The sequence below is a fragment of the Nocardiopsis sp. KDC1DS13DA1 genome, from assembly GCF_055632325.1.
In genome coordinates this window covers 110,563-124,947 of the sequence record NZ_JBVMUY010000002.1, presented here as the reverse complement: position 1 = coordinate 124,947, position 14,385 = coordinate 110,563, and the positions used below count along the sequence as shown (strand labels likewise).

The window sequence follows — 14,385 nt, the reverse complement described above, 5'->3', positions numbered from 1 at the left end:
CCGAACAGGTTCATCCTCGGGAACGCCACGTCCGGCGCGCCGATGTGCAGCGGCAGGATCACGTTCGAGAACCCGACGAACAGCGGGGTCGCGAACAGCAGGAGCATGATCGTGCCGTGCATGGTGAACAGTTGGTTGAACTGCTCGTTGGACATGAGTTGCATGCCCGGGTAGAGCAGTTCGGCCCGGATCAGAAGCGCCATGACGCCGGAGAGGACGAAGAAGGCGAACGAGGTGATCAGGTACATGTACCCGATGACCTTGTGGTCGGTCGACGTCAACCAGTCGACGATGATCGACCCCTTGCCTCTCGCCCTCGCGGGTGCGGCCTGCGCAGGGGACTCGGCGTGCACATCTGCCATGACCCGACCTCAGTTCCGAAAATAGATACGAAAAGCGAATGCATCAGAGTCCCCTTGGGATTCCGTGTCGCCGAGGGGACGGAGTGAGGTTAACTTCTGCCGCTGCCCCGACTCAAGGTCCGACGGTGCGCTGGCGTGGATCTGGTTTTGTTTTTCCCATGTGACCTTTTTTCGCCGAAGCCGCAGTTATTCGTTCGCATGTCCGGACGCGGTACTTCAGCCATGCTGAAAAAACACACGATACGAGTATGGTGAGCGGTTTCTGGGTTTCTCGCGGTCGGAGGCGTGTGGTTCGACCGTGGATGTGCGGGCTCCGGAAGCCCTCGCCGGCCGGGGCGGGCGCCCCGGCGGAAACCGACGTGATCCATTGCACTCAGTGCATTGGTGCACTGTGGTGCAAGAACCTCCTAGTGTGACGTCATGGCCGACACCCGACCCACCGCCACGGACCGTCGCGAGGCGCTCAAGGCCCGCCACCGCCGGGCGATCATCAACGCCGCCGCCGAGCTCATCGACGAGCGGGGCGGTCCGGCCTTCACCGTCGACCAACTGGCGGAACGGGCGGACGTGGCCAGGAGGACCGTGTTCAACCACTTCCCGTCCCTGGACGACGTCGTCATGGAGGTGTGCGGCGAGGCCGTCAGCGACCTGGTCGACACCTTCCGCCGCAGTCTGGAGGCCCGGGCCGGGAGCGGCGCGGGGTCGATGGCGGACCAGTTCGCCGACGCCCTGCGCGAGACCGACCTGCTCTCCACCGTCACCTACCTGACCGGGATCCTCGGCGGTCGCCGTCGGGACCTCTGCGGTCGGGAACTGGTTCTGGTGGACCGGGTGATGAACGAGTTCAGCGTCTCCCTGGCGGAGACGTTGGAGAGTCACCACACCGATGCCGAACCCTTCGACGTGCACGTGCTGGTCGCCTCGTACATCGCCGGTCTCATGGCCGTACTCCACCACTGGGACCAGGCCACGGGCGGGGTCGACACCCCCGAGTCCCGACAGGTCTGGAACGGCCTCCAGGAACGCCTGTTCACCACCCTGCACGACGGGTTCGGCCGCGTTCGCGACGGATCCGCCTGACCCCTCACCCCACCACGACACGGGAAGTCCACCCATGGCAGAACTGCTCTACCGACTCGGCCGCGCCGCCGCCAGACGCGCGTGGACCGTGATCGCCCTGTGGCTGGCCGCCCTCATGGCCGCCGCGGGGGCCTACGCACTCTTCGCCGGAGAGCTGGAGGAGACCTTCTCCCTCCCCGGCACCCCGACCTCCGAGGTCAGCGACCGGCTCGCCGACGAGTTCTCCGGCATGGGCGGCGGCAGCGGCACCATCGTCCTGCGCACCCAGGACGGAGAACCCTTCACCGACGGGCAACGCGCCGACATCCTCGACCGCGTCGACGAGGCCGAGGGGGTCGGCGGGGTCGAGTCCGCCGCCGACCCGTTCGCGATCGAGGCGCAGCGCGAGGCTCAGCGGGAGGAGATCGAGGACGGCCGCGCCGAGATCACGGGCGGCCGCGAGGAGATCGAGGCCGGGCTGGGCGAGCTGGAGACCGCCCGCGAGCAGGCGGAGGCGGCGGGGACGCTCGACGCCGTCGCCCCCCAGATCGACCCGCAGATCACCGAACTCGAGGGCAACCTCGCCGAACTGGAGGAGGGCGAGCAGAGCCTGGAGGAGGGCGCCCGCCTCCTCGAACTGTCCGACGGCATCCGCATGGTGTCCGAGGACGGGGCCGCGGCCCTGGTCACGGTGGCCTTCACCGAGGAGCAGAACGAGATCGCCCAGGAGACCAAGGACGGGGTCATCGCGGTCTTCGAGGAGATCCCCGGTGTCGACACCGACTTCGGCTCCGACATCGCCATGACCGCCCCCGAGCTCTTCGGCGTGGGTGAGGCGGTCGGCCTCGCGGTGGCCGCGGTCGTCCTCGTCATCATGCTGGGCACCCTGATCGGCGCCGGACTCCCGCTCGTGCAGGCGCTCGTCGGGGTGGGAGTGGCGCTGCTGGCCGCGCTGGCGCTGTCGGACCTGGTGTCCATGTCGTCGGTGACGCCGATCCTGGGCATGATGCTCGGCCTGGCCGTCGGGATCGACTACGCGCTGTTCATCATCCACCGGCACCGCCGCCAGATGCGGGGCGGCCTCGACACCCGGGAGTCGATCGCCCTGGCCAACGGCACGGCGGGCAACGCCGTGGTGTTCGCCGGAGCCACGGTGCTCGTGGCGCTGCTCGGGCTCAACCTGACCGGCATCGACTTCCTGGGGATGATGGGCAACGTCGGAGCCCTCGCCGTCGCGGTCGCGGTCCTCGTGGCGGTGACCCTCACCCCGGCGCTGCTGTCGCTGGTGGGCGAGCGCATCCTCTCCCGTAAGGAGCGGGCCTCGGCGGGTTCGGCCTCCGCCGGACACGACGACGCTCCCGTGCGCCCGATGCGGACCCCGGGCGCCCTGGCCAAGGTCGTGCTGGTGACCGCGGCGCTCCTGGTGGTCGCCGTGCCCGCGCTCGACCTGCGCCTGGGACTGCCGGACGGGTCCAGCGAGGCGCACGACTCCACCCAGTACCGCGCCTACACGGCGGTGGACGAGGCGTTCGGGGCGGGGGCCAACGGGCCGCTCGTCGTGGTGGCGGACCTCCCGGGGTCGGAGAACGAGGAGGAGGCCACCGCGCAGCAGCTGCGCGTCGCCGAGGAGATCGCCGACCGCGACGCGGTGGCGGCCGTCGCGCCCGTGGCGCTGTCCGACGACCGGAACGTGTCCGTCTTCCAGGTCGTACCGGCCGAGGGTCCGTCGAGCGAGTCGACCGAGGCGCTCGTGCACGAGCTGCGCGGACTGGACCCGTTCGACGACGGCGCGGAGCTGGGCGTGGCCGGGACGGCCAGCGGAAACATCGACATCTCGGACAAGCTCAGCGACGCCCTGCCCGGCTACCTCGCGGTGGTCGTGGGGTTCTCCCTGGTCATCCTGCTCGTGGTGTTCCGCTCACTCCTGGTCCCGGTCGTGGCCACCCTCGGCTTCGTCCTGTCCTTCGCCGCCGCGCTCGGCGGAGTGGTGGCCATCTACCAGTGGGGGTGGCTGGGCGGCGTGTTCGGCGTCGACAGCCCCGGCCCGGTGCTGAGCTTCCTGCCGACGATCATGGTCGGCATCCTGTTCGGGCTGGCGATGGACTACATGCTGTTCCTGGGATCGGGGATGCGCGAGGCGTACGTCCACGGGGCCCCGGCGCGGCTGGCGGTCCAGAAGGGCCTGCTGGCCGGGCGCGCGGTGGTCACGGCGGCCGCGGTCATCATGATCTCGGTGTTCGCGGGGTTCATCTTCTCCCACACCACCATGATCAGGCCGGTGGGCTTCGCCCTGGCGTTCGGTGTCCTGGTGGACGCGTTCGCGGTGCGGTTGACGCTGATCCCCGCGCTGCTGCACCTGGCCGGTGACAAGGCCTGGTGGCTGCCGCGCTGGCTGGACCGGATCCTGCCCGACGTCGACGTGGAGGGGGCCCGCCTGGAGCGGGTCCACACGCCCGACTCCGGACGGCGGCAGGACGCCCCCGAGCCCGTCGGCACCACGGTCGGCTCGTAACCCGTCAGGGTCACCGACCCCCGCCGGTGCGGCCGTCCAGGTCGCGTCGGCGGGGGTCCTCCCGCGGGTTCCGCGGCACCGGGGAGCCCCCGGCCCGTGCGCCGGGCCGGCGGCGGGCCACGGCCGCACGGGTATCCGGGCGAGCGGGCGGCACGGGGCCCTCGCGGACGCGAAAACCCGTGGCGCCCGGTGCGGGTGTCCTCGTAGGTTGGCCGCACACCGACCCGGGAGGACGTACATGACCATGCCGCGCAAGGGCACCCGCCGCATCACCGTCGACGGTGTCGCCTACCGCTGGCGGGTGCGGGCCCGCCCCACGCGCGCGGAGCGGGCCCGGACCCACGGACGCCTCGGTTTCGCGGTGGAGGCCGTCGACGCCCCCGGACACCCGCTGGTGGTCACGCTCGACCATCCGCGTCCCGCCGGTGACGGCCGCCGCCCCCTCTGCCCGCCGCCGGAGGGGCGTGACCCCGAGCCCGTCACCCCGGCCCGTGTGGCCACGGCCGTCCGCGCGGCCCTGCGCGGGGGCTGGGCGCCCGGAACCCCGGGCGGGCCGTTCCGGTACGCGCTCCGGGCGGACCCCGTCGCCCTGACCTGAGCCTTCCCCCGTGGACGCCGCCGGGCATCGAACGGCACACCGCCCAGAACACGCCGGGCGGATCGCCCGTTCGCGGGTGTGACCGCGGGCTCACCGGTCGGTGAACCGGTGCGCGGCGGCGTACAGGGCCTCGCGGAGAGCGGGTTCGTCTCCCCGGTCGGTCCGCCACACCAGGCAGAGCGTCAGCGACGGGGGCTCCGCGACGGGCACCCGGGCCAGCACACCAGCGGCGAGGTCGGTCGCCACCGCGAACTCCGGCAGCAGGGCCATCCCCACGCCCTGGGCCGCCCAGGCGCGCGCGATCGCCACGCTCTCCACCTCGGACCGGTCACCGTCCGTTCCGAGGAACCGATCCGCGGCCAACCGGAACGAGCAGCCGGGCGGGGTCACCACGATCCGCTCGGCGGACAGCCGCCCCCGCTCCAGCGGCACGGTCCCGTCCGCCGGGAGCGGGTGGTCCGCCGCCGTGACGAGCACGAGCGGGACCCGTTCCACCTCCGCGACCTCCAGGTCGTCGGGGGAACCCGGGACGGAGAACCCCAGCCCGCCCAGCGTGTCACCGGTGTCGAGGAGGAGCGCGGCGTCCACGGTCGACGCCAGGACGTCGGTGAGCATGAGGTCACGTCTTCGGTAGGGAAGCGCCTCGACCCGGGTACCCGGGGCCCGTTCGGCCAACCGCGCCACGATCGCGGGCACGTGTTCGGCCACCAGTGTCTCCAGGGCGCCGATCCGGATCTCCTCCGGTGCCTCGACGACGTTCCGGCGCACCTCATCGGCCAGTGTGAGCAGGCCCTCCGCGCCGTCCAGCAGACGCCCTCCGGCGCCGGTGAGCCGCATGCCTCCGGGCGTGCGGTCGAAGAGCGCGACGCCCAGGGAATCCTCCAGGGCCCGGATCCGCGCCGACACCGACGACGGGGCCAGGTCCAGTCGGGCCGCGGCCTCGGTCACGCCGCCCGCCCGGGCCACGGCCACGAAGGTACGCAGGTGGTGCAGTTCCATGGCGGGTACGCTACCGGCGCGTTCGGCGCCGCCGAACGCGCGGTGCGGGGCCGCCGGTGGAGACCGGACGCCGGTGCGCGACAGAGTCGGCCGGGTCCCAGCCTCCACACCGTCAGGAGCCACCGTGTCCCCTGCCCGGATCCCGACCGGGTCCCGCCGTGGGCGACCCTCGTGGTCCCGCCCGGCGATCCTCGTCGGACTGGCCCTCGGCTACTTCCTCGTTCTGCTCGACACCACGGCGCTCAACCTCGCCCTTCCGGATCTGCGTGGCGACCTCGGCGGGTCGGTGACCGGTCAGCAGCGGGTGGTCACGGCCTACACCGTGGCCTTCGCCGCGCTACTGCTCACCTCAGGGGCGGCGGCCGACCGGTTCGGCGCGCACCGCGTGTTCCGGGCCGGGACGTTCGTGTTCGTGCTCGCCTCGGCCGCCTGCGCGGTCGCGCCGGGCCTGTGGACGCTGGTCGCCCTGCGCGCGGTGCTGGGTGCGGCGGGGGCGGCGTGTGTGTCGGGTTCGCTCGCACTCGTCGCCCGGCTGTACCCCGAACCGGCGGAACGGGCCCGTGCGCTGGCGGCGTGGGCAGCGGTGAGCGGCGTGGCCCTGGCCTCCGGCCCGGCTGTCGGCGGCCTCGTGGTGGAGTTGAGCGGGTGGCGCGCGGTGTTCGCGGTGAACGTCCCGGTGGCGGCGCTCGCGCTGGTGTTGACCCGGGGGCGTGCGGTCCACTGCCCGACCGGTGACCGACGGCTCGACCCCTGGGCCCAACTCGCGGCCTGCGCGTGCCTGGCGCTGGTCACCGACGCGGTGATCGCGGCCGGAGCGGGGGAGGCCGCGCACGCGGTGACGGTCGCCTCGGCCGGTCTCCTCACCGGTGCCGGTTGGGCGGTCCGCGAGCGTCGGGGCCCCGCGCCCGCGCTGCCCCCGACGCTGCTGGGCGCGCCCGGGGTCGGTGTCGCGCTGTTCACCGGGGCCGTGGTCAACTTCGTCCTGTCCGGCGGACTGTTCGTCCTCGCCCTCTACTTCCAGACCTCGCTGGATCCGGTGCGGGCGGGGGCCGCCCTGCTCCCCCTCACCCTCCCGGCAGCCGTCAACGCCCTGGTCACCGGGGGTCTGGTGGCTCGCTACGGGGCGTGGCCCGTCATCCTCGCCGGGCTCGCGCTGCTCACGGCGGGCGCGGGAGGCGCAGCGGCGGCGGTGTTCGGAGGGGCCGCCTACCCCTGCGCCGGAGTGGCGCTCGCGGCGCTCGGCCTCGGGGTGTCGCTGTGCCTTCCGGCCCTGGTCACGTCGACCGTGACCGGGGCTCCACGGGGGATGGAGGGTACGGCGGGCGGTGTCCTCAACTCGGCTCGCCAGGTCGGTGCGGCCCTGGGCGTGGCCGTGCTGGGATCACTGCTCTCCCTGGGGACGGCCACCGGAACCGCGTGGGCCCTGGCGTGCGCGTGCGTGCTGTGCGGGGTCACCGGCGGAGCCGTGGGCCTGGCCTCCGCCCGACGGCGCCGTCGGTACGGGCGTCGCGTCCCGTCCTCCGTCGGCTGAGCGGCGCCCCGCCGGGGGCTCCCGCGTGTGTGGGCGGGCAGGCGTCTCAGCGCCCCCGCTCCGGTCCGGTGCCGCGGTCGCGGTCGAGCAGCAGGTCCCCGGCGCGGGACAGGACCTGGAGCCGGGTCCGGCCGCCGTGGTCGGCGGCGAGGAAGTGCGCGCCGATCGCCACGCAGAAGGCGAGCAGGCTGCGGGCCTCGACCTCGTCGGGGTCGGGGCAGAAGGTGCCGATCATCTCGCGCAGCAGCTCCATGCGCCGGTTGTCCACCCGCCGCAACCGCTCGGCGACCGCCGCGTCGCGCCGGGACCAGTCGCGGACCGCGAGGTCGATGGGCAGCAGGCGGTCGTCGGAGAAGGTGAGCATGCCCGCGAGCTGCGCCTTGTCCCTGGGGTCGCCGCCCTCGCGTTCGACGCGGTCCAGCACCTCGTCGACGCATTCCCGCTCCCAGGTGTCCAGCATCGCCTCCAGCAGCGCTGCGCGGTCGGCGAAGTGCCCGTAGAAGCCGCCCTTGGTCACGCCGATCCGCTTGGCCAGGGCCTCGACGCGGACGGCGTCCGGGCCGCCGTCGGCCAGCGCCCGCAGCCCCTCCTCGATCCACCTCTCACGCGGCGTGCGAACAGCGCCCACGATGTGTCCCACCTCACTGTCCCGACTCGTATACGCATCCGTATATGAGGTCTAGCCTCAACGTATACGCAAGCGTATATCCGGCGGGGCCGCGGACACCACGAAGGGCCGCGCCGGATCCTCGCCCCGAAGGCAGGAAAGGCGACAGCAGCCATGAGACTCCCCGACACCGCCCACACGGCCCGGCCGTGGCGGATCCACGAGCTCACCCGTGACTTCCGGGTGGAGGACGTGTGGGCGTTCCGCACCCCCGGAGCCGGACCGGACGACTTCCCCGCGATGCTCGCCGCGCTGCGCTCGCAGGCCGGACCCTCGCGGCAGACCCCGGTGGTCCGGTTCCTCTTCGCCGTGCGCTGGAAGCTCGGCGCCCTCCTGGGGTGGGACCGGCCCGACGCCGGCGCCGGGACCCGCGCCCCCTCGCTGAGGGACCGTCTGCCAGCCGACCTCCGGGGGCTCCCGAGCGGTCCGGAATCCGGCGACGCTCCGCTCGCACCGGTCTACGAGCTCCACGACGAGTGCGCCCGCGAACTGGTCAACAGGACCGTCCACACCGTCATGCACCTGGGGTGGGTGCCGACCCGCCGCGGCGGGCACGAGCTGCGCATGGCGGTCCTGGTCAAACCCAACGGCCTGTTCGGCAGGGTGTACATGGCCGCCATCGCCCCGTTCCGGTACCTCCTCGTCTACCCGGCCATGACCCGGCAGTGGGAGGCCGCCTGGCGCGACCGCCCGCGCCCGGAGGGCGACGGATCGGCCACCGCCGACAAGGCGGAGGACCGATGAGGGCGCCCGCCGCCGAGCGCGCCCTCAGCTCGTTGTCCAGGGTCGACTACGCCGACATGTTCACCGTCGCCACGGACCTGGACGCCACCCCGGAGCAGTGGGCCCGGGCGATGTTCGGCGACGTCCCCGGCCCCGGCGCGCGGTTCATCTGGCGCGGCCTGCTCGGCCTGCGGCTCGGTCCCGGGCCCTCGCCGGACACCGTGGCCGGATGGCGGATCACCGGTCGCGGCGCGGACTGGATCCGGTGCGAGGCCGCCTCCCGGTCCCTGACCGGCAACCTCGTCGTGCGGGTGGCCGACGGGCGGGTGGCGCTGGTGACCTGCATGCGCTACGACCGGCTCCCCGGCCGCCTGGTGTGGACCCCGCTGTCCGCCGTCCACCGCCGACTCGCCCCCGGGCTGCTCCGCGGCGCCGTGGCCCGGGTCCGTCCGCGCTGACTCCGGCGACAACGAGCGGCTGACGGGTTCGACGACCGGGGGAACGGGATGCTGACCGGAGTCATGATCGACGCGTTGGACGTCGCACGCATGGAACGCTTCTGGCAGGACGCCACGCGGGGCCGCACGGGCGGTCTCCGGTTGCGGTTCGCGCCGACCACGGAGCCGAAGGCGGCCGCCAAGAACCGACTCCACCTCGACCTGGCCGGGGGACCGGACTGGGAGGCCGAGGTGGAGCGCCTGCTCACCCTCGGGGCGACGCGGGCCGACATCGGGCAGGGGGACGTCCCGTGGGACGTACTGGCCGATCCGGAGGGCAACGAGTTCTGCGTGCTGCGGCCCGGTCACCCCGGCGTGCTCGCCGACTCCGGCCTCGTCGCGATCTGCCTCGACGTCGCCGAGGAGGACCGCTCCGCGCAGTCGGCCTTCTGGCAGTCCCAGGCCGACTGGCCCGCCGCTGAGGACCGGGACTGGGGCGTCCGGCTGCGTCACAGACCCGCCAGCACCGTCTCACTGGTGATGGGGCCGCCCGCGGCGCCGAAGACGGGACGGAACAGACTGCGCCTGGAGGTCACCCGGCGCGACCGGGAACCCGGCGAGTTCCGCGACGCAGGCGGGAACGAGTTCCACGTCTCGTACTGACCACCGGCCGACTCCGCCCGCACCTGTCGGACCGATCGTCCGGTGGGAGGGGCGGGCGGGGTTCGGGAGAGCGCCATGGGGTGTGCACCCGACGCCCGCGTGCGTGGCCGTGCGGTCGGGAAGGGGCACTCCAGCGCCGGACGAGGCGCTCCGAACGCGGGGCGCGGCCAGGCACACCCGACGCGCCCGTCGCGATCGCGCGGGTGTGCGTTGGCCGGGGTGCGCGGCCAAGCTTCGGCGGGGCCCGTGGTTGTGTGGGATCGACACCGTCGCCGATCCGGGGAGTCTTGATGCGTTGGACCGTCCACTCCGAGGCGGAGCTGTACCGGGACCGCTGGTTGGACATCCGGGTGGCGGACGTGGAGATCACCGGAGGGCGGCGCCTGGAGCACCGGTTGATCCGCGTGGCCCCGGCCGCCGGAGCAGTCGTGATGAACGCCCGGGACGAGGTGCTGTTGGAGTGGCGGCACCGGTTCATCCCGGACACGTGGGCCTATGAGATCCCGATCGGAGGGGTCGAGGCCGGGGAGTCCGCGGAGGCGGCGGCCGCGCGTGAGGTGGAGGAGGAGACGGGGTGGCGTCCGGGCCCGCTGCGCCCGTTGGTCTACGTCCAGCCGACCCCGGGGATCTCGGACTCCGAGCACCACGTCTTCTTCGCCGATGCGGCCGAGTACGTGGGGGATCCGGCGGAGGACTGGGAGGCGGAGCGGATCGAGTGGGTGCCGATCGCCGACGTCCCGAAGCTGGTGGGGGAGCGAAGGATCGTGTCCGGCACGTCGGTGGCGGCTCTGTTGCAGGTGTACGCGGCCGGGCGGCCGGTGTAGACGGCTCCCCCCACGATCCGCGCCCGGGGGCGGCATCGCGGTGCGGCCGCCTCTGCGCCGCGGCCGCCGAAACCGTTCCCTCCGGGAGAAGGCGGTGGTTCCGGCAACGCGCCGTTCCACGCCCCTGCGTGCCCGCCGGCTGATCCGGGGACACCCCGGGCGGGGCGGCGGAAACCGTCCGCCGCCCCGCCCGGGACCGACCGTCAGCCCTCGTCGGCGGGCCGCCGGGTGTTCGGCACGATCGGGGTGTCCCTGGGGCGGACCCCGATCTTCGAGCCCAGCCACACCAGCGGGTCGTACTTGCGGTCCACCACCCGCTCCTTGAGCGGGATCAGCGCGTTGTCGGTGATGTGGATCCCCTCCGGGCACACCTCCGTGCAGCACTTGGTGATGTTGCAGTACCCCATCCCGAACTCGTCCTGCGCGATCCTCCTCCGGTCGGCGGTGTCCTCCGGATGCATCTCCAACTCGGCCACCCGCATGAGGAACCGCGGCCCGGAGAAGTGCTCCATGTTCTCCTCGTGGTCACGGATCACGTGGCACACGTTGTTGCACAGGAAGCACTCGATGCACTTGCGGAACTCCTGTGACCGCTCCACATCCTCCTGCCGCATCCGGAAGTCACCCGGCCCGGTGTTCGGATCAGGCGTGAACGACGGGATCTCCCGCGCCTTCTGATAGTTGAACGACACGTCGCACACCAGGTCCCGCACCACCGGGAACGTGCGCATCGGCGTCACGGTCACGACCTCGTCCGGACCGAACACGCTCATCCGGGTCATGCACGACAACCGGGGTCTGCCGTTGATCTCCATCGAGCACGACCCGCACTTGCCCGCCTTGCAGTTCCACCGGACGGCGAGGTCGGGTGCCTGGGTGGCCTGGAGCCGGTGCAGCACGTCGAGCACCACCTCGCCCTCGTGCACGTCCACCGTGTAGTCGGTCAGGCCGCCGCTCTCCCCGGAGCCCCGCCACACCCGGAACTTCCACTCACTCATGACCGCTCCTCCTCGGGCAGTTCCTCCTCGGTCAGGTACTTGGCCAGTTCGTCGCGCTCGAACAGGGCCAGCAGCGCGGGCGGGACGTCGGCGACCGGTCGCCGGTGCAGCGTGACCCGGTCGTCGCCGTCGGCGCTGACCGCCAGGTTCACCCGCCGCCACCGCGGCGACATGTCCGGGTGGTCCTCGCGCGTGTGCCCGCCGCGCGACTCGGTGCGCTCCAGCGCCGCGGTGGCGATCGCCCGCGACACCAGGATCATGTTGGGCAGCGCCAGCGCCAGGTGCCATCCGGGGTTGTACACGCGATCCCCGGGAGCGCTCAGGATCCGCGACCGCTCCTCCAACTCGTCCAGCCGCTCCAGCGCCCGTTCCATCTCCGGCCCGCGCCGGATGATGCCGACCAGGTCGTTCATGGTGTCCTGGAGCTGCCCGTGCACGTCGTAGGGGTTGACCCCGTCTCCCTGCTTGAGCGGGTACAGCGCCTCGGCCACCGCCCGGTCGACCGCGTCGTCGACCGCGTCGCGCGGCGGTTCGGGGCGGTCGGGCGCGTCCAGGTACCCGCACGCCCCGAGCCCGGCCCGCCGTCCGAACACCAGCAGGTCGGACAGGGAGTTGCCGCCGAGCCGGTTGGACCCGTGCATCCCGCCCGCGACCTCACCCGCGGCGAACAGCCCGGGCACGTCGGAGGCGGCGGTGTCGGCGTCCACGCGCACCCCGCCCATGACGTAGTGGCAGGTGGGGCCCACCTCCATGGGTTCGGTCGTGATGTCCACGTCCGCCAGCTCCCTGAACTGGTGGTGCATGGACGGCAGCCGTCTGCGGATCTCCTCGGCGGGCAGCCGCGAGGACACGTCCAGGAACACGCCGCCGTGCGGGGAGCCCCTGCCCTCCTTGACCTCGCTGTTGATCGCCCGCGCCACCTCGTCGCGGGGCAGCAGCTCGGGCGGCCTCCGATGGCCCGCGGGGGCGTCGTACCAGCCGTCGGCCTCCTCCTCGGTCTCCGCGTACTGGGAGCGGAACACGTCGGGCACGTAGTCGAACATGAACCGCCTGCCCTCGGAGTTGCGCAGCACCCCGCCGTCGCCGCGCACCGACTCGGTGACGAGGATCCCCTTGACCGACGGCGGCCAGACCATGCCGGTCGGGTGGAACTGGACGAACTCCATGTTGATGAGGCCGGCCCCGGCGCGCAGGGCGAGCGCGTGCCCGTCCCCGGTGTACTCCCAGGAGTTGGACGTGGTGCGGAACGCCTTGCCGATCCCGCCGGTGGCGAGCACGACGGTGGGCGCCTCGAAGACCACGAAGCCGCCGTCCACGCGCCGGTACCCGAAGGCACCGAGGATCCGGCCGGGGCCGCCGTCGGCGGACTCCTCGGTGAGCAGCCGGGTGACGGCGGTCTCGGCGAAGACCCGCAGCCGCGCGTCCGGGTCGCCGAACTCGGCCGCGTCCTCCTGCTGGAGCGCCACGATCCGCTGCTGGAGGGTGCGGATCATCTCCAGACCGGTGCGGTCGCCCACGTGCGCGAGCCGGGGGTACTCGTGTCCGCCGAAGTTGCGCTGGCTGATCAGCCCGTCCTTCGTGCGGTCGAACAGCGCGCCCCAGTACTCCAGCTCCAGGATGCGCTCGGGCGCCTCGCGGGCGTGCAGTTCGGCCATGCGGGGATCGTTGAGGAACTTGCCTCCGCGCAGGGTGTCGCGAAAGTGCGTCCGCCAGTCGTCGTGCGGGTTGGCGTTGCCGAGCGCGGCGGCGGCACCGCCCTCGGCCATGACGGTGTGCGCCTTGCCGAACAGCGACTTGGAGATAACGGCCGTGCGCTTCCCCTGCTCACGGGCGGCGATCGCGGCGCGGAGCCCGGCTCCGCCCGCGCCGATCACCACGACGTCGTAGGAGTACCGGGTGATGTCGGGTTCTGTTGTGGAGGGCATGTACCGGTGTCTTCCTTCCCCGGGGCTCAGTTGAGGATCCGCAGGTCGGTGATGGTGCCGCTGGACACGAGGGCGATGTAGGCGTCGGTGGCCATGAGCGTGGCGATGCTGAACCAGCCGAAGTACATGTGCCGGTTGTTGAGCGTGGACAGCCGGGTCCACATCCAGTACCGGACGGGGTGGGCGCGGAAGGTGCGCAGCCGCCCGCCGAAGACATGGCGGCAGGAGTGGCAGCTGAGCGTGTACCCCCAGAGCATGAGCACGTTGAGCAGCATGACCAGGTTGCCGACCCCGATCCCGAAGCCGCCGTCGGTGCCGTGTGCGAAGGCGACCGCCATGTCCCAGGTGTTGATCGCGGTGATGGCGAAGGCGGCGTAGAAGAAGTAGCGGTGGCCGTTCTGGGGGAGCATGAGCGGCCGGGTCTCGCCGGTGTAGGAGCGGTGCGGCTCGCGCACGGCGCACGCGGTGGGCGCCTGCCAGACCGACCGGTAGTAGGCCTTGCGGTAGTAGTAGCAGGTCACCCGGAACAGCAGCAGGATCGGCAGGCTGACCAGGGCGTAGGGGATCAGGGGCGGGAACTCCACGGGGAGCCGCCCGAACAGGGCCGCGTCCGGCGCGCACTGCTGTGCCAGGCACGGAGAGTAGAACGGTGTCAGGTAGTGGTGTTCCTGGACCCAGTAGTGGTCCTGCTGGAGCACGCGGACGGTTCCGTAGACGAGGAAGGCGGCCAGACCCAGGGTGGTGAGGGTCGGGGCGAGCCACCATCGGTCGGTGCGCAGTGTGCGCGGGGCGATACGCGCCCGGCCGCTGCCCGGTCGCGCGCTGTCGGTCGAGGTCACCGTGGTCTCCACCTCTTTCGTGGAGAGCCCCGGGCGCACGGGGCCGTCGTGCGCCCCGTCGCCGCGGCCGCTCTCCGTGCGTGCTGGACGGCTGGGGAGAAGCAGGAGCGAAGCCGGTCTGCAACGCAACGTTAGGACGCTGTGATCACGGTCACGTTCCAGCGGCGGGGAAACACGGGGGGAACGTATGTGAAATACGCCACTCCGAGTTGAAGTTTTGGTGCTATTGGCGTCATTTGTCGCAAATG

General features: G+C 72.3%; 14 protein-coding genes. 8 read left to right on the top strand and 6 right to left on the bottom strand.

Features of this window, described 5'->3' with window-relative positions:
• Nucleotides 1–362 (bottom strand): cbb3-type cytochrome c oxidase subunit I (locus tag ACTVAJ_RS00985; RefSeq protein ID WP_470386070.1); only part of this gene is annotated, 362 nt, incomplete at its 3' end.
• 420 nt (nucleotides 363–782) lie between these two features.
• Here ACTVAJ_RS00985 and ACTVAJ_RS00980 point away from each other — a divergent pair.
• The 3 genes from ACTVAJ_RS00980 to ACTVAJ_RS00970 all read left to right on the top strand — a co-directional run bounded on the left by ACTVAJ_RS00980 (nucleotide 783) and on the right by ACTVAJ_RS00970 (nucleotide 4,531).
• Nucleotides 783–1,442, top strand: coding sequence for a TetR/AcrR family transcriptional regulator (locus tag ACTVAJ_RS00980; RefSeq protein WP_470386069.1), 660 nt, complete (start codon nucleotides 783–785; stop codon nucleotides 1,440–1,442).
• A 34-nt stretch (nucleotides 1,443–1,476) separates the two neighbouring features.
• Complete coding sequence (locus ACTVAJ_RS00975) at nucleotides 1,477–3,933, top strand: MMPL family transporter (protein WP_470386068.1); 2,457 nt, start codon at nucleotides 1,477–1,479, stop codon at nucleotides 3,931–3,933.
• A gap of 238 nt (nucleotides 3,934–4,171) precedes the next feature.
• Entirely contained in the window at nucleotides 4,172–4,531 is a 360-nt protein-coding gene (locus tag ACTVAJ_RS00970; RefSeq protein WP_470386067.1) for a hypothetical protein, read from the top strand.
• A 90-nt stretch (nucleotides 4,532–4,621) separates the two neighbouring features.
• Here ACTVAJ_RS00970 and ACTVAJ_RS00965 read toward each other — a convergent pair whose 3' ends face one another.
• Nucleotides 4,622–5,530, bottom strand: a complete 909-nt coding sequence (locus ACTVAJ_RS00965) for a LysR family transcriptional regulator (RefSeq protein WP_470386066.1) — start codon at nucleotides 5,528–5,530, stop codon at nucleotides 4,622–4,624.
• Nucleotides 5,531–5,654: 124 nt separating this feature from the next.
• Between ACTVAJ_RS00965 and ACTVAJ_RS00960 the strand changes: the two genes are divergently transcribed.
• Nucleotides 5,655–7,061 (top strand): MFS transporter, encoded by a 1,407-nt coding sequence (locus tag ACTVAJ_RS00960; protein WP_470386065.1) that lies wholly within the window; start codon nucleotides 5,655–5,657, stop codon nucleotides 7,059–7,061.
• A gap of 46 nt (nucleotides 7,062–7,107) precedes the next feature.
• Here the strand turns inward: ACTVAJ_RS00960 and ACTVAJ_RS00955 are convergent, their stop codons facing one another.
• Nucleotides 7,108–7,689: a TetR/AcrR family transcriptional regulator gene (locus ACTVAJ_RS00955; RefSeq protein ID WP_470386064.1), complete on the bottom strand. Its 582-nt coding sequence runs from the start codon at nucleotides 7,687–7,689 to the stop codon at nucleotides 7,108–7,110.
• Nucleotides 7,690–7,842: 153 nt separating this feature from the next.
• On the opposite strand from ACTVAJ_RS00955, the gene ACTVAJ_RS00950 reads away from it, so the two are divergent.
• The 4 genes from ACTVAJ_RS00950 to ACTVAJ_RS00935 all read left to right on the top strand — a co-directional run bounded on the left by ACTVAJ_RS00950 (nucleotide 7,843) and on the right by ACTVAJ_RS00935 (nucleotide 10,375).
• Entirely contained in the window at nucleotides 7,843–8,472 is a 630-nt protein-coding gene (locus ACTVAJ_RS00950; protein ID WP_470386063.1) for a DUF2867 domain-containing protein, read from the top strand.
• Nucleotides 8,469–8,909, top strand: a complete 441-nt coding sequence (locus ACTVAJ_RS00945; protein ID WP_470386062.1) for a hypothetical protein — start codon at nucleotides 8,469–8,471, stop codon at nucleotides 8,907–8,909. The genes ACTVAJ_RS00950 and ACTVAJ_RS00945 overlap by 4 nt, the downstream gene beginning before the upstream one ends.
• A gap of 48 nt (nucleotides 8,910–8,957) precedes the next feature.
• Nucleotides 8,958–9,551 carry a VOC family protein gene (locus ACTVAJ_RS00940; RefSeq protein WP_470386061.1) on the top strand — a complete coding sequence of 198 codons (594 nt, stop codon included), beginning with the start codon at nucleotides 8,958–8,960 and terminating at the stop codon, nucleotides 9,549–9,551.
• A 290-nt stretch (nucleotides 9,552–9,841) separates the two neighbouring features.
• A complete protein-coding gene (locus ACTVAJ_RS00935) occupies nucleotides 9,842–10,375 on the top strand; it encodes an NUDIX domain-containing protein (RefSeq protein ID WP_470386060.1) in 534 nt (177 codons plus the stop codon).
• Nucleotides 10,376–10,578: 203 nt separating this feature from the next.
• Here the strand turns inward: ACTVAJ_RS00935 and ACTVAJ_RS00930 are convergent, their stop codons facing one another.
• From ACTVAJ_RS00930 to ACTVAJ_RS00920, 3 genes are read right to left on the bottom strand one after another with little or no spacing between them, the layout of a single operon-like run.
• Nucleotides 10,579–11,373 (bottom strand): succinate dehydrogenase/fumarate reductase iron-sulfur subunit, encoded by a 795-nt coding sequence (locus ACTVAJ_RS00930; RefSeq protein WP_470386059.1) that lies wholly within the window; start codon nucleotides 11,371–11,373, stop codon nucleotides 10,579–10,581.
• On the bottom strand, nucleotides 11,370–13,298 hold the full coding sequence (locus ACTVAJ_RS00925) for a fumarate reductase/succinate dehydrogenase flavoprotein subunit (protein ID WP_470386058.1): 1,929 nt from the start codon (nucleotides 13,296–13,298) through the stop codon (nucleotides 11,370–11,372). Before ACTVAJ_RS00925 ends, ACTVAJ_RS00930 begins: the two co-directional genes overlap by 4 nt.
• 26 nt (nucleotides 13,299–13,324) lie before the next feature.
• The gene (locus ACTVAJ_RS00920; protein WP_470386057.1) at nucleotides 13,325–14,137 is read right to left on the bottom strand and encodes a hypothetical protein; all 813 of its coding nucleotides are present in this window, start codon (nucleotides 14,135–14,137) and stop codon (nucleotides 13,325–13,327) included.
• Between the last annotated feature and the right edge of the window lie 248 nt (nucleotides 14,138–14,385).